24 protein-coding genes are annotated in these 21,006 nt (G+C 71.9%); 14 read left to right on the top strand and 10 right to left on the bottom strand.

The annotated features are described in order from the left end of the window. Nucleotides 1-7: 7 nt before the first annotated feature. Nucleotides 8-607, top strand: a complete 600-nt coding sequence (locus AB0F81_RS18085; RefSeq protein ID WP_360198428.1) for a TetR/AcrR family transcriptional regulator — start codon at nt 8-10, stop codon at nt 605-607. Here the strand turns inward: AB0F81_RS18085 and AB0F81_RS18080 are convergent. From AB0F81_RS18080 to AB0F81_RS18070, 3 genes are all read right to left on the bottom strand, one after another. Then, nucleotides 587-1,621, bottom strand: coding sequence for an MBL fold metallo-hydrolase (locus AB0F81_RS18080; RefSeq protein ID WP_360198425.1), 1,035 nt, complete (start codon nt 1,619-1,621; stop codon nt 587-589). The two genes, AB0F81_RS18085 and AB0F81_RS18080, sit on opposite strands and share 21 nt — an antisense overlap. Nucleotides 1,622-1,666: 45 nt before the next feature. After that, entirely contained in the window at nt 1,667-3,175 is a 1,509-nt protein-coding gene (locus AB0F81_RS18075; protein ID WP_360198422.1) for an aldehyde dehydrogenase family protein, read from the bottom strand. Between the two features lie 84 nt (nt 3,176-3,259). Next, nucleotides 3,260-3,988, bottom strand: a complete 729-nt coding sequence (locus AB0F81_RS18070) for an SDR family oxidoreductase (protein WP_360198419.1) — start codon at nt 3,986-3,988, stop codon at nt 3,260-3,262. Between the two features lie 47 nt (nt 3,989-4,035). Between AB0F81_RS18070 and AB0F81_RS18065 the strand changes: the two genes are divergently transcribed. Genes AB0F81_RS18065 through AB0F81_RS18050 form a run of 4 tightly spaced genes read left to right on the top strand, consistent with a single transcriptional unit; the run spans nt 4,036 to nt 7,342 of the window. Next, nucleotides 4,036-4,773: an enoyl-CoA hydratase family protein gene (locus AB0F81_RS18065; RefSeq protein WP_360198416.1), complete on the top strand. Its 738-nt coding sequence runs from the start codon at nt 4,036-4,038 to the stop codon at nt 4,771-4,773. A 6-nt stretch (nt 4,774-4,779) separates the two neighbouring features. After that, nucleotides 4,780-5,607 (top strand): CoA-transferase, encoded by an 828-nt coding sequence (locus tag AB0F81_RS18060; RefSeq protein ID WP_360198413.1) that lies wholly within the window; start codon nt 4,780-4,782, stop codon nt 5,605-5,607. Beyond that, nucleotides 5,604-6,296, top strand: a complete 693-nt coding sequence (locus AB0F81_RS18055; protein WP_360198410.1) for a CoA-transferase — start codon at nt 5,604-5,606, stop codon at nt 6,294-6,296. The genes AB0F81_RS18060 and AB0F81_RS18055 overlap by 4 nt, the downstream gene beginning before the upstream one ends. After that, nucleotides 6,293-7,342 (top strand): nitronate monooxygenase, encoded by a 1,050-nt coding sequence (locus tag AB0F81_RS18050; RefSeq protein WP_360198407.1) that lies wholly within the window; start codon nt 6,293-6,295, stop codon nt 7,340-7,342. The genes AB0F81_RS18055 and AB0F81_RS18050 overlap by 4 nt, the downstream gene beginning before the upstream one ends. Here the strand turns inward: AB0F81_RS18050 and AB0F81_RS18045 are convergent. Further along, nucleotides 7,326-8,447, bottom strand: coding sequence for an acetyl-CoA C-acetyltransferase (locus AB0F81_RS18045; RefSeq protein ID WP_360198404.1), 1,122 nt, complete (start codon nt 8,445-8,447; stop codon nt 7,326-7,328). The genes AB0F81_RS18050 and AB0F81_RS18045 overlap by 17 nt on opposite strands. A gap of 70 nt (nt 8,448-8,517) precedes the next feature. Here AB0F81_RS18045 and AB0F81_RS18040 point away from each other — a divergent pair, with 70 nt between their 5' ends. From AB0F81_RS18040 to AB0F81_RS18030, 3 genes are read left to right on the top strand one after another with little or no spacing between them, the layout of a single operon-like run. Then, the gene (locus AB0F81_RS18040) at nt 8,518-9,627 is read left to right on the top strand and encodes an acyl-CoA dehydrogenase family protein (RefSeq protein WP_360198401.1); all 1,110 of its coding nucleotides are present in this window, start codon (nt 8,518-8,520) and stop codon (nt 9,625-9,627) included. An 8-nt stretch (nt 9,628-9,635) separates the two neighbouring features. Next, nucleotides 9,636-10,541, top strand: coding sequence for an acyl-CoA dehydrogenase family protein (locus AB0F81_RS18035; RefSeq protein ID WP_360198398.1), 906 nt, complete (start codon nt 9,636-9,638; stop codon nt 10,539-10,541). Continuing rightward, nucleotides 10,538-11,413: a TIGR03619 family F420-dependent LLM class oxidoreductase gene (locus AB0F81_RS18030; RefSeq protein WP_360198395.1), complete on the top strand. Its 876-nt coding sequence runs from the start codon at nt 10,538-10,540 to the stop codon at nt 11,411-11,413. Before AB0F81_RS18035 ends, AB0F81_RS18030 begins: the two co-directional genes overlap by 4 nt. 12 nt (nt 11,414-11,425) lie before the next feature. Here the strand turns inward: AB0F81_RS18030 and AB0F81_RS18025 are convergent, their stop codons facing one another. Next, the gene (locus AB0F81_RS18025; RefSeq protein ID WP_360198392.1) at nt 11,426-12,892 is read right to left on the bottom strand and encodes an MFS transporter; all 1,467 of its coding nucleotides are present in this window, start codon (nt 12,890-12,892) and stop codon (nt 11,426-11,428) included. 63 nt (nt 12,893-12,955) lie between these two features. Between AB0F81_RS18025 and AB0F81_RS18020 the strand changes: the two genes are divergently transcribed. Next, on the top strand, nt 12,956-14,008 hold the full coding sequence (locus AB0F81_RS18020) for a WYL domain-containing protein (protein ID WP_360198389.1): 1,053 nt from the start codon (nt 12,956-12,958) through the stop codon (nt 14,006-14,008). Between the two features lie 10 nt (nt 14,009-14,018). Here AB0F81_RS18020 and AB0F81_RS18015 read toward each other — a convergent pair whose 3' ends face one another. Continuing rightward, nucleotides 14,019-14,543, bottom strand: a complete 525-nt coding sequence (locus AB0F81_RS18015) for a 2'-5' RNA ligase family protein (RefSeq protein WP_360198386.1) — start codon at nt 14,541-14,543, stop codon at nt 14,019-14,021. A gap of 63 nt (nt 14,544-14,606) precedes the next feature. Continuing rightward, complete coding sequence (locus AB0F81_RS18010; RefSeq protein ID WP_360198383.1) at nt 14,607-15,164, bottom strand: dihydrofolate reductase family protein; 558 nt, start codon at nt 15,162-15,164, stop codon at nt 14,607-14,609. Between the two features lie 196 nt (nt 15,165-15,360). Here AB0F81_RS18010 and AB0F81_RS18005 point away from each other — a divergent pair, with 196 nt between their 5' ends. From AB0F81_RS18005 to AB0F81_RS17990, 4 genes are all read left to right on the top strand, one after another. Beyond that, nucleotides 15,361-15,795, top strand: a complete 435-nt coding sequence (locus AB0F81_RS18005; RefSeq protein ID WP_360198380.1) for a hypothetical protein — start codon at nt 15,361-15,363, stop codon at nt 15,793-15,795. Next, nucleotides 15,792-16,106 (top strand): transcriptional regulator, encoded by a 315-nt coding sequence (locus AB0F81_RS18000; RefSeq protein ID WP_360198377.1) that lies wholly within the window; start codon nt 15,792-15,794, stop codon nt 16,104-16,106. Before AB0F81_RS18005 ends, AB0F81_RS18000 begins: the two co-directional genes overlap by 4 nt. 86 nt (nt 16,107-16,192) lie before the next feature. Beyond that, the gene (locus tag AB0F81_RS17995) at nt 16,193-16,657 is read left to right on the top strand and encodes a winged helix-turn-helix domain-containing protein (RefSeq protein ID WP_360198374.1); all 465 of its coding nucleotides are present in this window, start codon (nt 16,193-16,195) and stop codon (nt 16,655-16,657) included. Next, complete coding sequence (locus AB0F81_RS17990) at nt 16,636-17,241, top strand: transposase (protein ID WP_360198371.1); 606 nt, start codon at nt 16,636-16,638, stop codon at nt 17,239-17,241. Before AB0F81_RS17995 ends, AB0F81_RS17990 begins: the two co-directional genes overlap by 22 nt. A 257-nt stretch (nt 17,242-17,498) precedes the next feature. On the opposite strand, the gene AB0F81_RS17985 is transcribed toward AB0F81_RS17990, so the two are convergent. From AB0F81_RS17985 to AB0F81_RS17975, 3 genes are read right to left on the bottom strand one after another with little or no spacing between them, the layout of a single operon-like run. Then, complete coding sequence (locus AB0F81_RS17985) at nt 17,499-18,626, bottom strand: sulfotransferase (RefSeq protein WP_360198368.1); 1,128 nt, start codon at nt 18,624-18,626, stop codon at nt 17,499-17,501. After that, entirely contained in the window at nt 18,623-19,399 is a 777-nt protein-coding gene (locus AB0F81_RS17980) for an SDR family oxidoreductase (RefSeq protein ID WP_360198366.1), read from the bottom strand. The genes AB0F81_RS17985 and AB0F81_RS17980 overlap by 4 nt, the downstream gene beginning before the upstream one ends. 3 nt (nt 19,400-19,402) lie before the next feature. Next, nucleotides 19,403-20,530 carry a hypothetical protein gene (locus AB0F81_RS17975; protein WP_360198363.1) on the bottom strand — a complete coding sequence of 376 codons (1,128 nt, stop codon included), beginning with the start codon at nt 20,528-20,530 and terminating at the stop codon, nt 19,403-19,405. 79 nt (nt 20,531-20,609) lie between these two features. Here AB0F81_RS17975 and AB0F81_RS17970 point away from each other — a divergent pair. Beyond that, nucleotides 20,610-21,006 (top strand): alcohol dehydrogenase catalytic domain-containing protein (locus tag AB0F81_RS17970; protein WP_360198563.1); only part of this gene is annotated, 397 nt, incomplete at its 3' end.

Raw genomic sequence — 21,006 nt, 5'->3', positions numbered from 1 at the left:
GATCGCCGTGGTTGCAACCCCCGCGGGCCGCCCCCGCGACCCCGAGGTCGACGAGCGGATCACCCGGGCGGCCGCCGAGGTCTACGGCGCCGAGGGCTGGGCCCGGTTCTCGGTGGACGCCGTCGCCCGCCGGGCCGGCGTCGGCAAGGCGTCGATCTACCTGCGCTGGCCCAACAAGGAGGCGCTGCTGGCCGCCGCCCTGGCCACCCGACTGGCGGGGGTGCGCGACATCGACACCGGGTCGGTGCGCGACGACCTGGTCGCGCTGGCCCGCCAGGTCCTGCACACCTTCCTCGGCGAGGCGGGCGGCGCGGTGCTGCGGCTGATGCTCGAGGCCGAGCGCATCCCGGCCGGTCAGGAGCACCTGGACCGGTTCCGGCAGTCGCAGACGTCGGCGGCCCGGGCGATCGTGCACCGCGGCATCGACCGCGGCCAGCTCGGCCGGGAGACCAGCGTGACGCTGCTGCTGGACAGCATCAGCGGGGGCGCGCTCAACCACGCCCTGGTCACCCCGGCGCGGCTGCGGGCCAAGGTCGCGGCGGGCGCCGATCAGTACGCCGCGGACCTGGTCGATTTCGTGCTGGCGTCAGTGACCCGGGCCGCATAGCGCACCCGAGACCAGGCGGGCGCTCTCGTCCCGGGCCAGCTCGCCGGAGCGGATCAGCAGCTCGACGTGCGCGGCGGTCTCGGCGACCGCGGCCACCCGCATCGGCCCGATCTGCTCCCACGGCCGTGACCAGGTCAGGGCCGCGGTCAGCTCCCAGATCGTGGGGCTGCCGAGCCGTTCGACGCAGGCCGCGATCTCGGCGCAGCGCTGCCGGTGGTGGCCGGTGAGCTCGGCGGCGCGGGCGGCGATGCCGTCGAAGCGGTACTCGTGGGCGGGCAGCGCCTCGCAGCCGTCGTGCGCGGCCACCTTGCCGAGCGAGTCGAGGTAGCGGCCGAGCGGGTCGTCGCCGGAGAGCTGCAGGCCGATGTTGGGGCTGATCCGGGGCAGCAGGTGGTCGCCGGTGAGCAGCACCCGCGCGTCGGTGTCGAGCAGGCAGATGTGGCCCGGGGTGTGGCCGGGCGTCCAGACCACCCGCAGCCGCCGGCCGTGGAACGGGACGAGGTCGTCGTCCTCCAGCAGCACGTCGGCGTCGGCGAGCGGGGCGAAGTGCCGGTCGACGTCGGCGCCGAACGTGCCGAGCAGGCCGGCGACCTCCTCCTCCGGCACGTGCAGGGCGCGCAGCCAGTTGCCGAGGGCGCGGCTCGGGTCGGCGTCCCGGTCGCGGACCAGGGTGGCCCGCTCGGCCGGGTGCATGGCGACCCAGGCGCCGGAGGCGTCGCGCAGCCGGCCGGTCAGCCCGTGGTGGTCCGGGTGCACGTGGGTGACGACGATGCCGGTCACGTCCGCGGTGGTGGCCCCGGCGGTGGCGAGCCCGGCCTGCAGGGCGGTCCAGCCGAGGTCGCTGTTCCAGCCGGGGTCGACCACGAGCAGGCCGTCGTCGCCGGGGACCAGGTAGGTGAGCGTGTAGCGCAGCGGGTTGTCGGGGATCGGCACGGGGACCGAGATCAGGCCGCTGGGCAGTTTCTCCACCGGCGGCAGGGTGCGCGCCCGCCAGGCGGCCTGTTGCACGTTCATCCCCGAGCCCTCTTTCCTAGACGGGTGCCGTCTAGGAAATGGACCCTACATCATCTCCTCGGTGGTGGGGATCAGCACCGTCTTGACCTCGGTGTACGCCTCGATCGAGGTACGGCCGCCCTCCCGGCCCAACCCGGACTGACCGAACCCGCCGAACTCCACGTGCGGCTCCAGCTGGTAGCCGTTGACGCCGACGGTGCCCGCCCGCACCGCCCGGGTCAGCCGCATCGCCCGCTTCACGTCCCTGGTCCAGACCGTGGCGGCCAGGCCGTACGAGGTGTCGTTGGCCAGCCGCACCGCCTCCTCCTCGTCGGTGAACGGGACCACGGCGAGCACCGGCCCGAAGATCTCCTCGCGGGCGATGGTGGCGTCGTTGCTCACGTCGGCGAAGACCGTGGGCAGCACGAAGTTGCCGGCCGCCAGGTCGCCGTCGGCGCGGCCGCCACCGGTGACCAGCCGGGCGCCCCCGGCCCGGCCACGCTCGATGTAGCCGAGGACCCGGTTCATCTGCCGCTCGTTGATCAGCGGCGAGGCGGTGGTCTCCGGGTGGAACGGGTCGCCGTAGTTGACCAGCGCGGCCATCGCCTCGACGATCGCCAGGAACTCGTCGTAGACCTCGCGCTGCACCAGCGCCCGGGTGTGCGCGACGCAGGCCTGGCCGGACAGGCCCATGGTGACGGTGCCCATCGTGGTGGTGGCGGCCGCGTAGACGTCGGCGTCGGCGAAGACCAGCGACGGGCTCTTGCCGCCGAGCTCCAGGCTGGTGCGTTTCATGCCGTTGGCCGCGGCGGCGAGGACCTTGCGGCCGACCGTACGGCTGCCGGTGAAGGTGATCTTGTCGATCATGGGGTGGTTGATGAGGGCGTCGCCGGTCGGTTCGCCGGGACCGGTGACCACGTTGAGCACGCCCGGCGGAAGCCCGGCCTCCTCGACGATGCGGCACAGGCGCAGGGCGGAGAAGGTGGCGAACTCGCTCGGCTTGAGCACCACGGTGCAGCCGGCGGCCAGCGCCGGGGCGAGTTTCTGCGCGGCGAGCAGCAGCGGGCCGTTCCACGGGATGATCGCGGCGACCACACCGACCGGCTCGCGCAGGGTGAGGACCAGGTGCTCGCCGCCCTGGTATCCGGGCAGGGTCTCGCCGCCGAGCTTGTCCACCCAGCCGGCGTGGTGGTCGAAGACGTCGGCCACACACTCGACGGACATCGCATAGGTCTCGCCGAACGTCACCGGCACCCCGTTGTCGAGGGCGACCAGAGCTTGCAGCTCGGCGGCGTGGGCGCGGATCTCATCGGCGATGCGGCGCAGCACGCGGATGCGCTCCTTGGCCCGGGTACGCGGCCACGGCCCCTCGTCGAACGCCCGGCGCGCGCTCTGCACGGCGGCGTCCACATCGGCCGGGGCGGCGACGGCGAACGAGCCGACCTCCTCCGCGGTGGCCGGGTGCGGGTGCGTCCAGGTGCGGCCGTCGGTGGCCGGGCGCCAGGCGCCGTCGACGAGAAGCTCGCCGGTGGCCAGGCCGAGTTCGTCGCGTTTCGCCTTGATCGAGAGCACCATCCCGCACCTCCGGCCGCCAGAATTGAAACCTGTTCTACCTGAGCGGAGACTACGCCGCGCCCGTCCCCGGCGCTACAGCCACGCTCAGCGGGGACGGAACTCGGCCAGGTAGGCCGGCCATTCGCCGCCGCCGTGCACGGCGAGGGCGGCGCCGCTCACGTAACCCGCCAGCGGCGAGGCGAGCAACAGGCAGGCACCGGCCACGTCGTCGGGGGAAGCCGTCCGGCCGGCCGGCACGGTACGGGCCACCACGGCCGGGTCCAGGCCCTCCCCGACCGGGCCGACCACCAGGCTGTTCACCCGGACGGCGGGACCCCACTCCGCGGCGAGGCTCGTGGCCAGATGGATCAGGCCGGCCTTGGCGGCACCGTACGCGGCGGTGCCGGGCGACGGCCGGGTCCCGCTGACGCTGCCGATCATGAGGATCACGCCGCCGGTGGGCTGGGACCGCATGATCTCGTTCGCCGCCTGGGAGACGTGCAGCGGCGCGATCAGGTTCAGCTCGATCACCTTGGCGTGCAGCCGCGGCGTGGCGCTGGCCGCCGGCACCTGTGGGCTGCCGCCGGCGTTGTTGACCACCACGTCGAGGCGCCCGAACCGGGCGACGGCCTCGGCGACCAGCGCGGCCGCCTGCTCGGGATCGCGGACGTCGGCGCGGAAGAAGTCATCGGTGGGCTCGGTGCGGGGCGGGGTGCGGCCGCAGACCAGAACCTGCGCGCCGGCCGCACGAAAGGCCTCGGCGATGGCCGCGCCGATCCCCCGGGTGCCGCCGGTGACGACCACGGCCTTGCCGGTGAAGTCGAGGGGATGCATGAGGCGATGCTAGCTACCCGAGCAAGCGCTAGGTTAGGCTGCCGGCCATGGGCGTGCAGCTGCACCGCGGCGCCGTCGCCGAGGTGGTTCTGGACTTTCCGCCGGTCAACGCGGTCCCGGCGGTGGGCTGGCACGCCCTCGCCGACGCCCTGACCACGGCCGGCGACGATCCGCAGACCCGGGTCGTGGTGCTCGCCGCCGAGGGGCGCGGGTTCTGCGCGGGCGTGGACATCAAGGAGATGCAGCGCACCGAGGGACACGACGCCCTGCTGGCCGCCAACCGGGGCTGTGCGCGGGCGTTCGCGGCGGTCTACGACTGTCCGGTGCCGGTGATCGCGGCGGTGCACGGGTTCTGCCTGGGCGGCGGGGTGGGCCTGGCCGGCAACGCGGATCTGGTGGTGGCCGCCGACGACGCCACGTTCGGGCTGCCCGAGGTGGACCGGGGTGCGCTCGGCGCGGCCACCCACCTGTCCCGGCTGGTGCCGCACCAGCTGATGCGCACGATGGTCTACACCTGCCGGCCGGTGACCGCGTGGCAGCTGCACCGGTTCGGGACCGTGCTCGAAGTCGTGCCCCGGATCGGCCTGCGCGCCGCGGCGAGGCGGGTGGCGGCCGAGATCGCGGCGAAGGATCCGCTGATCGTGCGCCGGGCCAAGGAGTCGCTGAACGGGATCGACCCGGTGGACGTGAAGCGGTCCTACCGGTTCGAGCAGGGCTTCACCTTCGAACTGAACCTCGACGGCGCCGGCGACCGGGCCCGGCAACGCTTCGTGGAAGGCCGGTGAGCGGCGATGAACCGGGTGGTGACGATCGACGAGGTGGTCGGTGAGATCCGGGACGGGATGACGGTCGGGATCGGCGGCTGGGGCTCGCGGCGCAAACCGATGGCCCTGGTCCGCGCCATCGCCCGCTCCGGCCTGACCGGTCTCACGCTGGTCACCTACGGCGGCCCGGACGTCGGCCTCCTGGTCGCCGCCGGCTGCGTGAAACGGGTCGTCACCGGCTTCGTCTCACTGGACAGCATCCCGCTGGAACCGCACTTCCGGCAGGCCCGCAGCGCCGGCACGATCGAGCTGACCGAGTACGACGAGGGCATGCTCTACTGGGGCCTCCTGGCTGCCGCGAACCGCCTGCCCTTCCTGCCGATCCGGGCCGGTCTCGGCTCCGACGTGATGCGCGTCAATCCCGGCCTCCGGACCATCCGCTCCCCCTATGCGGACGGCACCGAGCTGGTTGCCATGCCGGCCGTACCACTGGATATCGGAATCATTCATCTGAATCGGGCGGATGCCTACGGCAACGGCCGTTACCTGGGACCGGACCCCTACTTCGACGACCTGTTCTGCCTGGCCGCCAAGCGTCGCTTCGTCACCTGCGAACAGATCCTCAGCACAGCGGACCTCATGGCGGCCGGCCCGCCACAGACCCTGCTGGTCAACCGCTCGATGGTCGACGGCGTGCTCGCCACCCCGAACGGCGCCCACTTCACCAGCTGCGTCCCCGACTACCACCGCGACGAGGCGTTCCAGCAGGAGTACGCGACCGCCGACTGGGCCGATTTCCGCTCCCGCTACCTCGACGGCGACGAGGCCCACTACCAGGCGGCGATCCGCCGATGACCAGGGCCGACGTGTGCGTGGTGGCGTGCGCCGAGGCGTGGCGCGGGGACGGGGCGATCCTGGCGAGCTTCGCCGGCCTGATCCCGCACCTGGGCGCCCGGCTGGCCCAGCGCACGTTCTCCCCCGAGCTGCTGGTCACCGACGGCGAGGCCACGCTGCTGCGGGACGACCAGGTGGAGGGGTGGCTGCCCTACCGGGCGGTGTTCACGATGGTCGCGGCCGGCACCCGGCACGTCATGATGGGCGCCGGCCAGCTCGACCGTTTCGGCAACCAGAACATCTCCTGCGTCGGCGACTGGTCGCGCCCGAAGTCGCAGCTGCTCGGCGTGCGGGGCGCACCGGGCAACACGGTCAACCACACGACCAGTTACTGGGTCCCGCGCCACTCGCCCCGGGTCTTCGTCGAGCACGTCGACATGGTCTCCGGCGTCGGCCACGACCGGGGCGCCCACGAGATCCGCGTCGTGGTCACCAACCTCGCCGTGCTGGACTTCGCCACCCCGGACCGGTCGATGCGGCTGCGTTCGACCCATCCCGGCGTGACGGTCGACGAGGTCCTCGCCGCGACGGGCTTTTCGCTGACCGTCCCGGACGAGGTGCCGCACACCCGCGAGGCCACCCCCGAGGAGCGGTCGCTGCTGCGCGAACACCTCGATCCGGACGGCCTGCGCGAGAAGGAAGTCCGGTGAGGACCGCGCTCACCGACCTGCTCGGCTGCCGGCATCCGATCGTGCAGACCGGGATGGGGTACGTGGCCGGCGCCCGCCTCGTCTCGGCGGTCGGCCGGGCCGGCGGCTTCGGCATCGTCGCCTCGGCCACGATGAGCATCGAGCAGCTGCGCGAGACCATCCACCGCGTCCGGGAGAACACCGACGCGCCGTTCGGTGTCAACATCCGCGCCGACGCCCCCGACGCCGCCGAGCGCATCGACCTGCTGATCCGCGAACGGATCACCCTCGCCTCCTTCGCCCTGGCCCCGGACCGGGACCTGATCCGGCGGTGCGCCGACGGCGGGGTGCTCACCATGCCGTCGGTCGGCGCCCGCCGGCACGCCGAGAAGGTGGCCGGCTGGGGCGTGGACGCGGTGCTGGTGCAGGGCGGCGAGGGCGGCGGGCACACCGGGCCGGTGCCGACGACGCTGCTGCTGCCGCAGGTGGTGGACGCGGTCGACATCCCGGTGGTGGCGGCCGGGGGTTTCTTCGACGGGCGCGGGCTGGTGGCGGCGCTCGCCTACGGGGCGGCCGGGATCGCGATGGGCACCCGGTTCCTGCTCACCTCGGACAGCCCGGTCGGCGTCCGCGTCAAGCAGCTCTACCTCGACGCCCCGGTGACCGGGACCGTGGTGACGACCCGGGTGGACGGGGTGCCGCACCGGGTGCTGCTCACCCCGTACATCGAGGGGTTGGAGAAATCGGGGAGGGTGAGCGCGCTGGTGCGCTCGGCCCGGCACGCGGTCGCGTTCCGGCGTCTCGCCGGGCTGTCCTGGCCGCAGCTGCTGCGCGCCGGGTGCGCGGCCCGGCACGGGCGCGAGCTGAGCTGGGCGCAGACGCTGATGGCGGCCGGCACGCCGGTCCTGTTGCGCACGGCGATGGTCGAGGGACGGCCGGAGTACGGGGTGATGTCCGCCGGCCAGGTCGCCGGGGTGATCGACGACCTGCCGTCCTGCGCCACCCTGATCGACCGGATCATGAAGGAGGCGCAGTCGAGCCTGGACCGGCTCAGCAGCGTTCGATGACGGTCACGTTGGCCTGGCCGCCGCCCTCGCACATGGTCAGCAGACCGTAGCGGCCGCCGCTGCGCTCCAGCTCGTGCAGCAGGCCGGTGAGCAGCCGGGCGCCGGTCGCGCCGAGCGGGTGGCCGAGCGCGATCGCGCCGCCGTTGACGTTGACGCGTGCCGGGTCGGCGCCGGTCTCGCGCAGCCAGGCCAGCACCACGCTGGCGAACGCCTCGTTGATCTCGACGCGGTCGATGTCGCCGATGCCGAGCCCGGTGCGCCGCAGGGCGTGTGCGGTGGCGGCGATCGGCGCGGTCAGCATCAGCACCGGGTCGTCGCCGCGCGCCGAGATGTGGTGGATCCGGGCTCTCACCGGCAGGCCGTAGTTCTTGACCGCCCGGCTCGACGCCACGAGCAGGGCCGCGGCCCCGTCGGCGATCTGGCTCGAGGTGGCGGCCGTGGTGGTGCCGCCGTCACGCAGCGGTTTCAGGGCGGCCATCCGGTCGAGGGAGGTGTCCCGGCGCGGGCACTCGTCCGAGTCGTCTCCGGCGATCTCCTCCCGGAACCGGCCCTGATCGATCGCCTCGATCGCCCGCAGGTGGCTGACCAGGGCGTATTCGTCGAGCTCGGCGCGGGTGAGCGCCCATTTGGCGGCGATCTCGTCGGCGCTGCGGAACTGGTTGACCTCCTGCTCCCCGTAGCGGGCGGCCCAGCCGGCGGAGTTCGCATAGGGGCCGGCCGGGGCCATCGCGCTGCCGATCGGCACCTGGCTCATGCTCTGCACCCCGCCGGCGACGATCAGGTCGGCGGTGCCGCTGGCGACGGCCTGCGCGGCGAAGTGCACGGCCTGCTGCCCGGAGCCGCACTGCCGGTCGACGGTGACACCGGGAACGTGTTCCGGTAGCCCGGCGGCGAGCCAGGCCGTGCGGGCGATGTCGCCGGACTGCGGGCCGAGGGTGTCGACGCAGCCGAGGATCACGTCGTCGACCGCCGCGGGGTCGGCGCCGGCCCGCTGCACGACCTCGGCGATGACCTGCCCGGCCAGGTCGGCGGGGTGCACCGCGGAGAGCAGCCCACCGCGCCGGCCGACCGGGGTACGGACCGCGCCGACCAGATAAGCGTCCACTGTTGACGCCTCCTCGCAACCTCGGTCTACTAGTAGAACGTGTTCTAATCTATCGCGAGCGGGGCGACTCATGCACGTGGGATACACGCCGTCGGAAGAGAAGCTGCGCCAGGAGTTGCGGGCCTACTTCGCCGGTCTCCCCCAGGCCCCGCCGGGCGAGGACGAGGACGCGAGCGAGAACTACCGGGAGATCGTCCGGCAGCTCGGCCGCGACGGCTGGCTGCGCACCGAGGGCCGCACCCGGATGGATCAGCTGATCTTCGCGGAGGAGGCGGCCCTGGCCGGGGTGCAGGTGCCGTTCCTGACCCTCTACACGGTCGCGCCGACGATCCGCCGGCACGGCACCGCACAGCAGCGTGCCGAGCTGCTGCCCCGCATCGAGGCCGGCGAGGTGCACTTCTCCATCGGCTACTCGGAACCGGACGCCGGCACCGACCTGGCGGCGCTGCGCACCCGGGCGGTCCGCGACGGCGACCACTACGTGATCAACGGCCAGAAGATGTGGACCAGCCTGATCCGCTACGCCGACTACGTGTGGCTGGCCTGCCGCACCGACCTGGGCGCGGAACGGCACCGCGGCCTGTCGATCCTGATCGTGCCGACCGACTCCCCCGGCTTCTCCTGGACGCCGGTGCGCACCGTGGCCGGGCCGTCCACCAGCGCCACCTACTACTCCGACGTGCGGGTGCCGGTCTCCGCGCTGGTCGGCGAGGAGAACCAGGGCTGGCGGCTGATCACCAACCAGCTCAACCACGAACGGGTCGCGCTCACCCCGGCCGCGCCGCTGCAGCGCTCCGTGCGCGAGGTCCGCGACTGGGCGGTCACCACCGGCGCGATCGAACGGGAATGGGTGCGGCTGCACCTGGCCCGGGTGCACGCCCGGGTCGAAGCGCTGAAGCTGTTCAACTGGCGAGTCGCCGCCGACGACACGCCGGCACCGACCCGGGCGTCGGCCGGCAAGGTCTACGGCACCGAACTGGCCGTCGAGGCTTACCGGCTGCTCATGGAGATCCTCGGCCCGGCGGCGACGGTCCGCGACGGCTCACCCGGGGCGCTGCTGGCCGGGCGGATCGAGCGCATGTACCGCGCCTGCCTGATCCTCACCTTCGGCGGCGGCACCAACGAGGTGCAGCGCGACATCATCGCGGCCGGCGCGCTCGGCCTGCCGATCCAGCGATAGGAGCCGCCATGGATTTCGACCTGGGCGACGAGGCCCGCGACCTGGTCACCCTCACCCGCGAACTCGCGGCCTCCGGCCGCTCGCTCTGGCCGGCCCTGGCCGAGGCGGGGGTGCTCAGCGCCGCACTGCCCAAGCAGGCCGGAGGCGAGGGGTACGGGCTGCCCGAGCAGGCGGCGATCCTTGTCGAACTGGGCCGGCACGCCGCGACCGTGCCCTACCTGACGTCGATCACGGCCGGCGCCTCCACGCTTGCCCGCTACGACGTGCCGTTCCGCGGCGACGCGGTGCTGGCGGTGGCCCACCACGGTCAGGTGCACGGCGTGGAGCCGGAACCGGAGGCGGTTCTCGTACCCGTGGAAGCCGGAATCCACCTGATCTCGCCCGCCGAGATCGAGCCGCAGCGGGTCGAAGGCGGGCCGGGCACCGGCCTGCTGCGCACCCCGCTGCCGGACCGGCCCCGCATCACCGACCCGGCCGCCGCGCGCTGGATCCGCGCCCGGGTGACCGTCGGCGCGGCCGCCTACCAGCTCGGCGTGGTCGAACGCGCGGTGGAGATGACCGCCGAATACGCCCGGAACCGGATCCAGTTCGGCAAGCCGATCGGCTCGTTCCAGGCGGTGACGCAGCGGCTCGCCGACGCCTACATCGACGTCGAGGCGCTGCGGGTCGCCCTCTGGCAGGCGGTCTGGCTGCTGCACGAGGACCGGCCGGCCGCCGCCGAGGTGGCGACGGCCGGGTTCTGGGCCGCCGAAGCCGGGCACCGCGTGCTGCACACCGCCGTGCACGTCCACGGCGGCGTCGGCATCGACCTGGAATATCCGCTGCACCGCTACTTCCTCGCCGCCGAGTACCACGAATTCCTGCTCGGCGGCGCGACCGGCCAACTGCTCGACCTATCCGAGGTGCTCGCATGAAGTTCACCCTGGGCGTCGCCCTGAGCCCGCTCGACCAGCTGACCGAACTCGCCCGCGTCGCCGAGGAGTGCGGCTTCGCGTCGATCGCCCTGCCGGACTCGCTGTTCTACTCGGAGCACGTGTCGGCGTCCTATCCGTACACGCCGGACGGCCGCCGCTTCTGGAACGCCGACACCCCGTGGGCCGACCCGATGGTCGCCGCGGCCGCGATGGGTGCGGTGACCAGCCGGATCAGGTTCTACACCCAGGTGCTCAAACTCGACCCGCGCAACCCGGTGCTGCTGGCCCGGCAGGTCGGGTCGGTCGCCAACCTGACCGGCAACCGTTTCGGCCTGGGGGTGGGACTGGGCTGGTCGCCGGAGGAGTCGCACTGGTGCGGGACGCCGTTCCGCGACCGCGGGGCCCGCGCGGACGAGGCGATCGAGGTGCTGCGGCTCATCCTGGGCGGCGGCATGGTCTCCTATCACGGCAAGCATTTCGCGTTCGAGAAACTGCAGATGAGCCCGGCGCCGAGCGCGCCGGTCCCGATCTACGTGGGCGGCCACACCGAACCCGCACTCCGGCGCGCCGCGCGCACCGGCGACGGCTGGTCCTCAGCAATGATGAAATTCAACGACCTGCGTACGACGATCGAAAAGCTCCGTGCCTTGCGGGAGTCGTACGGCCGGGCGGAGGTGCCGTTCGAGGTGCAGGCCGTGTGCATCGACCGGTTCGGGCTCCAGGGGTATCGGGAGCAGGCGTCGATCGGGGTCACCGACGCGATCGTGGTGCCGTGGCTGGCTCACGGGGCGGGCTTCGACGCGGATCTGGAGACCAAGCGGGCGGCTCTGCATCGCTTCGCCGAGGAGATCATCGCGCCCCTTGCCGATTGATCCGACGGGATGTCAGTGGGGGACGGCGGCGGTGCGGGGCAGAGCCAGCATCGCGAGCGCGGCCAGCAGGTAGGCGGCCACCTGCCATGGCATGACCTGGGCGAGAGCGTGCCCGAACAGCGCCGGGGCGCCTCCGCCGGCGGCCGGGGTACCGAGGCCGTTGAAGAAGACGGTGCCCAGCACGGCGATCCCGGCTGCGCCACCGATCTGGGTGGCGGTGGACAGCACCCCGCCGGCGGCGCCGGCCCGGTGACCGGGCACGCCGGCCAGCACGACGTTGACCAGGATCGGGGCGGCGAGCCCGAGCCCGAGCCCGCCGAGGAACAGCGCACCGGCCATCGGCCAGTAGCCGGGCGTGTCGCCGCCGCGGACCAGCAGCCACAGCAGGCCCTGGGACGCGGCGAGCGTCAGGGATCCGGTGACCAGCAGCACCCGGCCCGCCTTGGCCGCGAGGGCCACCCCGGCGCCGGAGGTGAGCATCGAACCGATCGCGTACGGCAGGATCACCAGGCCGGTCTCCCATGCCGAGCGGCCCGTCCCCGACTGCAGGTAGATCGACAGGACGAGGAAGAACGACGCCAGCGCGCCGAAGAAGAGCACCGACGCCGCCAGCCCGGCGGTGAACGGGCGTACGGTCAGCAGCGCCGGATCCAGGATCGGCTGTCCGCCCCGGCCCGCGACGCCCCGCTCGTAGGCGACGAACCCGGCGAGCAGGCCCAGGCCGGACAGCAGCAGGATCCACCCCCACCAGGGCCAGCCCCAGTCCCGTCCCTGCACCAGCGGCAGCAGGATCAGCACAACCGCGATCGCGGACAGCATCGCGCCGGCGATGTCCATACGGGCTCGCGTGGACGAGGTCGACTCGGGCAGCACCCGAATCCCCAGAACCAGAGCGGCGAGGGCGACCGGGATGTTGACCCAGAAGATCGTGCGCCAGCCCAGACCCCACAGGTCCGCGTCGACCAGCGCGCCCCCGAGCAGCGGGCCGGCGACCGCGGCGAGGCCCTGCGCCGCGCCGTAGGCCCCGAACGCCTTGGCCATCGCGGACGGCGCGAACGAGGACCGGATGATCCCGAAGACCTGCGGAACCAGGAATCCGCCGGCCAGGCCCTGCACGGCTCGCAGGGCGATCAGCGCCTCCGCGGTCGGGGCCAGCGCGCAGGCCGCGGAAGCGACGGCGAAGCAGGACAGCGAGACGAGGAAGACCCGACGGCGGCCGTACGCGTCGCCGACGCGCCCGCCGGTGATCAGGCCGGATCCGAGGGCCAGGGTGTACGCGGCCACCGTCCACTGGAGCTGCGCCTCGCCGGCGTTCAGGTCGGCGGCGATGTCGGGGGCGGCGACCGTGACGATGGTGACGTCGAGCAGGTCCATGAACGAGGCGAACAGGACGACCAGCAGGGCGGCTGATGCCCGCCTGCCTGCGACGGACGACGGACGGGACACGGACGCCCCGGCAGGGGGAAGGTCGATGCTCATGACGGGCAGAGTGGCAACCATGGCGGTCACCGGCTGACCGCCATGGTTGGAATCGTGGATTCCGTGGCCGATACCTCCGCGCGGACCCTGCGCCTGCTGTCCCTGCTCGAGGCGCGCGTCGAGTGGCGCGGAGCCGAACTCGCCGGCCGGCTGGGCGTGTCGGCCCGGACCCTGCGGCGTGACGTCGACACCCTGCGCGAGCTGGGCTATCCGGTCAACGCCGTGATGGGGGCCGGCGGCGGCTACCGGCTCGGCGCGGGAGGCCGGCTGCCCGCGCTGGTGCTCGACGACGACCAGGCGATCGCGATCGCACTGGCCCTGCAGACCGCGCCGGCGACGGTGAGCGGGATCGACGACGCCGTCGCCCGGGCGCTCACCACCCTGCGCCAGGTCATGCCGGCCCGGCTGCGCGCGGCCAGTGAGGCGTTCGAGGTCACCTCGCTGCGCAACTACTGGGAGTTCTCGGCCGCGCCGGTCGACGTGGACACGCTGCGGACGGTGGGAGCGGCGATCCGTACCGCCCGGGTGTTGCGTTTCGACTACCGCGGCCGCGACGGCGCCGTTGCCGACCCCGGCCGGCCCGGTTTCTGCCCGCCCCGGGAGGTGGAGCCGCATCACCTGGTCGTCTGGGCCGGGCGCTGGTATCTGATCGCCCGCGACCACCGCGACCGGACCTGGCACACCTACCGCGTCGACCGGATCCGTCCCCACACCCCCGGCGGCGGCGCGGTGTTCCGGCCCCAGCCACTCAGCCGCGACGACCTGACCCGCCTGGTCGTGCAGAACCCGCACCGCGGTGACACCCCCGGGCAGTGGCAGTGTGTCGGCTCGGCCGTCCTCGATCTACCCGCCGCTGTCACCGCCCGCTGGGCTCCGGGCGGCTCCGTCGTCGAGCCCGTCGACGCCCACCGCTGCCGGCTCACCATCGGCGGCTGGTCCTGGGCCGGGATCGCAGGCCTGTTCATCACCTTCGATGCCGACCTGAGCGACGTCGAGCCACCGGAGCTGCGGGCCGCGATGGACCGGGTCAGTCAGCGGCTCAGAGCCGCGACGACACCGGCGCGGCCCGTCCCCGCGGCGCCGGCCGGCGCCGGCCCAGGTGCTGCATCGCTCTGACCCGTTGGCATCACGCGGTAGGAGTCGCCGGGCGCCTGTCATCCGGTTCGAGGGCGTTGCGGGACGGGTACGCCGTCACGGTGCGGGAGCCGGTGTCGTAGCTGCGGGCTGCGGTCAGTTGCCCGTACGCGGGCTTCAGGTCGCGCAGCAGATCCAGGGCCGCGTCGTGTTCCGCGGTGGGCACGTTCAGCGCCAGGCTGACGTGCGGAATCCAGCGGTCCGGCGCGTGCAGGGGGTTCACCGGTTCGACGGCGTTCCAGACACCGGCCTGGAGTTCACGCAGGCCCGGTCCGGTCACCGCGCGCACCAGCGCCCTGCCCAGGAAGGTGACCTCGCCCACCTCCACGTCGACCGGCAGCGCGAGCGCGGGCGGCGCGCTGTCGAGCCGGGCGGCGCTCACCAGGGTCACGTGCGGGCGATTCGACGGGTGCGTGTGCGTGGCGAGGCTGCGCAGCCCGGCCGCGTGCAGCCGGCGCCAGACATCGCGGACGCCGGCGTCGAGACGAGCGTCGAGGAGCAGCTCGATCGTGTGCACGACCCGCAGTTACCCGGCGAAGCGGGATCCACTCCAGCCCACCCGTCGTCGCATCAGCGGGAGTTACCGGATGTCATAGGTGAGCTGAACCATGCCGTTACCGAAACGGCGCTCCCGCTTGAGCGACAGAGAGGTTCGCAGCTTCTCGGGCAGCACTCTGGTCCCCCCGCCGACGAGAATCGGGCAGATCAACAGCTCGACCACATCGACGAGCCCGAGGTGCAGAGCGCTGTGCGCGAGCGTCGGCCCCTCGACCGTCAGATCGCCCGCGGCCTCGGCGCGGGCCGACTTGATCGCCTCGGCCGTCAGCTTGCGCTCCAGCCGCGTGCGCTGTGTCCACACCTCCGGCAGGGTCGCCGAGAACACCACTTTCTGCGCGGCCTGCCACGTCCCGGCGTAAGCCGCGGACTCCGGCGACTGCGCGGCGACCTCGGGATCGGTCTCCCACACGGCCATGGCTTCGTACATGCGCCGGCCGTAGAGGTAGGTGCTCACGCCGGCCGCATCGGCATTGAGCGCCGCGATGACCTCCTCGTCGGGCACCGCCCACGAGAAATCGCCCTCGGCGTCGGTGTGAAAGCCGTCCAGAGACGACGCGACCGAGTAGATGACACGGCTCATTGATCGAGGATAGGGGCTGCGGCGCCACACGCTGTCTTGACGGCCGCTCAGCTTGTCGTTCCCCATGGAACGTTCCCAGGGCCGACGCCTATGACCTGGGCTGGGACCTCGGCGTCGGCCCCACCGCCGGCGCGCCAGATGGTTTCCGGATGGTTGATAGTTGCCATGGCGGAAAACATCTGAGATAGTTTCCGTTATGGAAAACAACACGCACGTCCCGGACCCCGCCGAGGCCCGCGAGGCGCTGGCGAGCATCGACACAGCCCAGCGCGCTGTGCGGGATACACCGTGGCCCACCTGGATCTACCCCGCCAACGCCTTCCTGCTCGGCGCCATGACCCTGACCTTCGCACTCGGCGACGACGGCTTCCCCTTCCTCCTCGCCGCCGGCGCTGTGCTCATGGCGGTGAACGTGCTCGCCGGCTACCGGATGGGTACGCCCTACACTCTGCCCACCAGCCGCGTTTTCCTCGCCCTCGTCGGTGCCTCGACGGCATGCCTGTTCGCCGCGTTCGTCGTCTCCGAACTCACCGCGCAGGCATGGCCGATCGTCGTCCTCGCCGTCGCGGCGGCCGCCTTCTACCTGGCAGGCGGCGTGGCGCACCGGCGCTCGACAGGGACGCCCCGGTGACCGCGGAGCTCGACCCGATCATCCATCCGACGCACCGGCTGCGGATCTGCGCGATGCTCGTCGCCGGCAGCACCCTGGAACTGTCGGTCATCAAGAAACATTTGGACCTGAGCCCGTCGGCCCTGAGTAAACAGGTCGCCGCCCTCGTCGATGCGGGATACGTGAAACAGGAACGTCTCGGCTCGGACACCCGACGAGTGTGGCTGTCGATGACCCGCCAGGGACGTAAGGCATACCAGGGGCATATCGCCGCCCTCCGCGAGATCGTCAACGCGACGACAGTTCCCTCGCCGGACAACTACAGAGGTTGAAAGGCTGACGGTCGCCGGCGTGGCAACATGACCCGGGTTGATGCTTTCGGTAGGCCGGAGATATGAGGTATCCGGCTGGTGGTGGCATGAACGCGGCAGCCCGGGTCCGGCGTGAGAAGGTCCGGATGCAGGCCGCGGCCATGTTCGAGGAGTCCAAACCGTCCCCGCAGATCGCTGTCGAGCTGCGGGTTTCCCCGAAATCGGTCCGCGAATGGCGACGTCGCTGGATCGCAGGCGGGACCGAAGCCCTGGCCTCGTCGGGGCCGGGTGGCTCGGACTGCAAGCTGACTGAAGAGCAGCTCGGCGAGCTTGCCGACCTGCTCGACCGAGGACCAGCCGGGCAGGGCTGGACCGACGCCCGCTGGACTCTGACGCGGGTCGCCGAAGTAATCGAACGCCGCTTCGGCGTCTGCTACACGCTGCGCGGGGTGTCCTACCTGCTGCATCGCATCGGCTACAGCCGGCAGGTCCCGACCCGGCGGGCGATCGAACGTGACCCGGCGGCGATCACGACCTGGCACCGCAGGCGGTGGCCGTCGGTAAGAGGTTAGCCGCCGCCCGTGGCGCCTGGATCTGCTTCCAGGACGAGGCCGGCCAGGTGCTGCGTCCGCCGGTGGCCAAGACCTGGGCCCGCCGCGGCCGCACACCGGTCGTGGAGATCTCCGGCAAGGGCTCCGGCCGGGTGTCGATAACGGGTCTGGTCTGCCTCAAGCCCGGACAACGCGGCCGCCTGATGTGGCGCACCCGGCTGCACCGCGGCCGTAAAGGCGAACGCGGCAGCTTCAGCGAGGACGACTACATCGCGTTCCTCGACCAGGCCCACCAGCGGTTGCAGGCACCGATAGTGCTGATCTGGGACAACCTGAACACCCACGTCAGCCACCGGATGCATGCTCTGATCGCGGCCCGGCCATGGCTGACCGTGATCCGGCTGCCGTCGTACGCACCCGATCTCAACCCGACCGAAGGCGTCTGGCGATGGATGAAACGCGGCCTGACCAACATCGCCGCACATGGCGTCGACCACCTCGCTGACCTGGTCAGACACCGCCTACGGGCTTGTCAGCGACAGACCGATCTCCTTGCCGGCTTCTTCGCCAACACCGGTATGACCCTTGACCCAGAACGACCGTGACGACGCGAACCTCAGCCTTTCAACCTCTGTAGCTCATTCAACTGCCGCGATCGGCTTGTTCGGGGCCACCGAGCTTCGCCGAACCGCGACTCGCCAGGTAGATCCAGCGGATGACCGCAGTTGGACAGGGTTTGCCGTTTTCGAAGCGAAGTTCTCCGCACTCTTACGGTTTCACCGATCACCAGGGCCGACGCTCCACCGTCGAGACGCTGCACGCCGCCAGTCTTTTCCTCGATCACACGGCCGCCGAAAATCGCCTATCCGTCCGCGGTGAAGGCCGCATCGACCTCGCCCGGGGTGAGGCCGAACTCTGCCAGGTCGTAACGGTGCGCTGCTCTACCCGTACCACGCAGGGTTTGTTGCATGGCCGCCCGCGCCGGGGCGGTCAGTGAACTGCCCAGGCGATCGTAGATCGCCGCCACCGTGCCGAGCGGATCACGGACGAAGTCCGGGTAGCGAACGTCGATGAATCGTCCCGGATCATGCCGTGCCCGATCCCGCCGGAAACGCCGCAATCCCCGCGACCACAGCTCCAATTGCGCTCGCCCCACCACCGGACCACGGAAAACCGTCGACCAGCCCGCCGCCGCCCGGGCGTTGAGGCTGCACACCGACGCGATCGCCGTGCGCGGATCCCGGTGCGTCTGAATGACCACGGCGTCCGGATAGACGGCGAGCAGCGCGTCCAGAGCGAACAGATGGCTGGGATTCTTCAACACCCACCGCCGGCCCTGATCGTGCAACCCGATGAGCTGCAGATTGCGGCGGTGCCGCCGATAGGCGGCCGTCCAGTCATGGCCCGCCAGCCACGCCGAGTAGGACGGGACATAGGCGGTGCATTCGAACGACACCGAACACATCGACTGGCAGAAGAGCCGCCAGCACTCCTCCACCTGCTCCGGGCCCATGTAATGCACACCGGTCAATTCCGGATGGCGCGCATAGGCCTCCCGCAACGCGACGTAAACCGGATGCTCGTCCCAGGTTGCGCGGGGCGGGCGAGGCTGCGGCACCTCGGTGAGCCACAATTCCGGCCCCTGATGCGCCGGGTCGGCGGTGAGCAATCGGTGCAGCGCGGTGGTCCCGGTCCGCGGCAGCCCGGTCACGAACACCGGCCGCTCCAGCGCGACCTGCGCATGCTGCGGATATTGCCGCCAGGCGGCCTCCGCCAGCAGGCGGGAAACCAGCGCGGAGCGCAACAGGCCGCGGGTCTGCTTGCTGCCGGCGGGGGTCAGGCTCGCCTCGTGACCGTACGACGACAGCAGCACCCGCATCCCGTCGAGGTAGCCGTCGCCTCCCCCGAAGTCGTCGAGCCCGGTGAGCCGCGTCGCCGAGGCGTGCAGGTCCTCGACCGTGCCGACGTCGGTGCGTTCGCTGGTGGTCAATGGTGGAACTCCCCGCAGTTGACGTCGAGGCAGGCCCCGGTGATGCCCCGGGCCAGGTCCGACGCGAGGAAGAGGATCGCGTCGGCGACCTCCTCCGGTTCCGGCAGCCGCCGCAGGTCGGTGGCGGCCGCGATCTCGTCGTAGATCTGCCGGGCCGGCACACCGCGCTGCGCGGCCTGATATGCGAACCAGGCGCGCAGCGTGTCGGCCCAGATCCAGCCGGGCGCCACCGAGTTGACCCGGACCCCTTTCGGCCCGAGCTCACTCGCCAGGTTCTGGGCGACCGCGAGCAGCCCGGCCTTGACCACCTTGTACGGCCCGAACGGCCGCCGCGAGTGCCGCAGCACCGCCGAGTTGACCACGACCACCGCCCCGCCCGATGCGATCAGGGCCGGAGTGCACAGCCGGATCGTGTTCAGCGCGGCGAGCACGTTGGCGTCGAAACCGCTGCGCAGCTCGTCCAGGTCGACCTTGCCGAGGCTGCGCATCGGCGGCATCGCGAACGCGTTCTGCACGAGCGCGTCGACCCGGCCGTATTCGCCGAGCGCGGCGTCCACCAGCCGCTGCACGGCCGCGTCGTCGGTCAGGTCGGTCGGCACGGCCAGGGCGCGCCGCCCGGCCGCCTGCACCTTGCCGGCCACCTCGGTGAGCAGCGATCCGGTGCGGGCGGCGAGGACCAGGTCGGCGCCGTGCTGTGCGGCGCGGACCGCGATCGCCTGGCCGAGGCCGGGTCCGACGCCGGCCACCAGCAGCACTTTCTCGGCGAGCAGCACGGTTCACCCCAGCATCCGGGTGGCGGTGGCGGCCTGCCGGGCGGCGATGCGTTCCCGGTACGCCGCCGCGCTGATCGTCTCGTGATACGGCAGCTGTTTCGGCAGGTCATCGACGGCGACGAGGTCGACGGTGGGCCCGTCCGCGGCGGTGAGCGGCCGGGACAGCCGCTGCCAGCGCAGCTGCACGTATCCCCGGCGGTGCCCGGTGCGTTCCAGCCAGTTGGTGACGCCCGGGTTCCGTTCGCTGATGACGTACCGGATCATGCCGTCCGGGTCGATCCGCGCCTGGGCCGCGGTGAGGCTGGTCTGGTGGTTGATGTAGTCCAGCGAGACGTACCACATGCTGCCCAGCTGAATGCCCTGGTAGGGAGCGTCGGAGGCGGGCACCGTCACGATCATGGCCTGGTCGTCGGCGAGGTCGTAGTGGCCGACCGAGGAGTACTGGGTGGACAGACCACCGGGCGTGGGCCGGGGCGGGGTGAGCGTGTTGACCGGCAGACCGAGGTAGAACCGTTCGGCAAAGGCGAGAAACGTGCGCAACCTGCTGATCAGGATCTTGCCGGCTACCCCGTACCGTTTGGTGGTGCGGTCGAGGGTGAGTGGCCGCGGCGCGGCGCCGGCAAGGTCGGCGCGATGGATGCGCAGCGTGCCGGGCCGCTCCGCGGCCCAGTCGTGGAAGACCTCGCGCACCACCAGCATGGCGGCGCCGGCCGCGGGTCCGATAGTGATCGTGTACGACCCGTCCACCGCGATGTCGATCTCCCGGTCGTCGAACGCCGCGAGGCTGCCCGGCACCTCGACCGGCGTGTAGTCACCGGTGAGCAGCTGGAAACTCAGGTCGGCGGTGGTACCGCGAACGCCGGTGACGACGTATTCGGCGTCGTCGCGCAGCCACGCGTGGAAGTACAGAGTGTCCGGGTTGTCCAGCCCCAGCTTCGTGTACGGCCCGGTGGAGCGGACGAAGTAGGGAAAGTCCCGCTCGTAGGCCCAGGCCATCTGGAGTGAGGCGCGGATGCTGCCGGCCAGGTAGTCGTAGCCCTCGGCGAGGTCCTGCTCGCTGTCCACGTGCGGCGCGCCCGTGATGATCTGCTCGGCTTCCCGGATGGCGTCGGCGAACGGCTGCGTACGCATGCCAACGACAGTAGAACCAGTTCTAATATTCGGTCAACGCGGCTGCTGATTCTTGCGATAACGTGTTCCAGTGGAGTCGATGCGCGCGTACCGGATGACCGGCTGGGGCGAGCCGCCGCGAGCAACCACCGTGCCCGTGCCGTCACCCGGCCCCGGTGAGGTGCTGATCCGGGTCGCCGGCTGCGGCCTGTGCCGCTCCGACCTGACCATGCAGCGCATGCCGCAGGTCATCGGCGACAAGCTGGGCTGGCGGATGCCGTTCACGCTGGGTCACGAGACCGCCGGGCGGATCGCCGCGGTCGGCGCGGGCGTCGAGGGACTCACCCCGGGCGAGGCCGTCGCGCTGGTCTCCCCCACCTCCTGCGGAACCTGCCGGTTCTGCCTGCGCGGCCAGGACAGCATGTGCCCGCGCGGGCAGACCGGCCGGGGGTACGGGCGCGACGGCGGCCTGGCCGACTACGTGCTGGCCGAGTCGC

This window comes from Actinoplanes sp. NPDC024001, from assembly GCF_040638955.1.
Classification (GTDB): domain Bacteria; phylum Actinomycetota; class Actinomycetes; order Mycobacteriales; family Micromonosporaceae; genus Actinoplanes.
Note: the sequence above shows the minus strand (reverse complement) of the source record. Positions and strands in the feature narration are given on the sequence as shown.

Excerpts from the sequence above, each read along its gene's own strand:
- AB0F81_RS18080 (WP_360198425.1), bottom strand. The coding sequence starts at position 1,621 with ATGAACGTGCAACAGGCCGCCTGGCGGGCGCGCACCCTGCCGCCGGTG.
- AB0F81_RS18075 (WP_360198422.1), bottom strand. The coding sequence starts at position 3,175 with ATGGTGCTCTCGATCAAGGCGAAACGCGACGAACTCGGCCTGGCCACC.
- AB0F81_RS18070 (WP_360198419.1), bottom strand. The coding sequence starts at position 3,988 with ATGCATCCCCTCGACTTCACCGGCAAGGCCGTGGTCGTCACCGGCGGC.
- AB0F81_RS18065 (WP_360198416.1), top strand. The coding sequence starts at position 4,036 with ATGGGCGTGCAGCTGCACCGCGGCGCCGTCGCCGAGGTGGTTCTGGAC.
- AB0F81_RS18060 (WP_360198413.1), top strand. The coding sequence starts at position 4,780 with ATGAACCGGGTGGTGACGATCGACGAGGTGGTCGGTGAGATCCGGGAC.
- AB0F81_RS18055 (WP_360198410.1), top strand. The coding sequence starts at position 5,604 with ATGACCAGGGCCGACGTGTGCGTGGTGGCGTGCGCCGAGGCGTGGCGC.
- AB0F81_RS18040 (WP_360198401.1), top strand. The coding sequence starts at position 8,518 with ATGCACGTGGGATACACGCCGTCGGAAGAGAAGCTGCGCCAGGAGTTG.
- AB0F81_RS18035 (WP_360198398.1), top strand. The coding sequence starts at position 9,636 with ATGGATTTCGACCTGGGCGACGAGGCCCGCGACCTGGTCACCCTCACC.
- AB0F81_RS18030 (WP_360198395.1), top strand. The coding sequence starts at position 10,538 with ATGAAGTTCACCCTGGGCGTCGCCCTGAGCCCGCTCGACCAGCTGACC.
- AB0F81_RS18025 (WP_360198392.1), bottom strand. The coding sequence starts at position 12,892 with ATGAGCATCGACCTTCCCCCTGCCGGGGCGTCCGTGTCCCGTCCGTCG.
- AB0F81_RS18010 (WP_360198383.1), bottom strand. The coding sequence starts at position 15,164 with ATGAGCCGTGTCATCTACTCGGTCGCGTCGTCTCTGGACGGCTTTCAC.
- AB0F81_RS18005 (WP_360198380.1), top strand. The coding sequence starts at position 15,361 with ATGGAAAACAACACGCACGTCCCGGACCCCGCCGAGGCCCGCGAGGCG.
- AB0F81_RS17995 (WP_360198374.1), top strand. The coding sequence starts at position 16,193 with ATGAACGCGGCAGCCCGGGTCCGGCGTGAGAAGGTCCGGATGCAGGCC.
- AB0F81_RS17975 (WP_360198363.1), bottom strand. The coding sequence starts at position 20,530 with ATGCGTACGCAGCCGTTCGCCGACGCCATCCGGGAAGCCGAGCAGATC.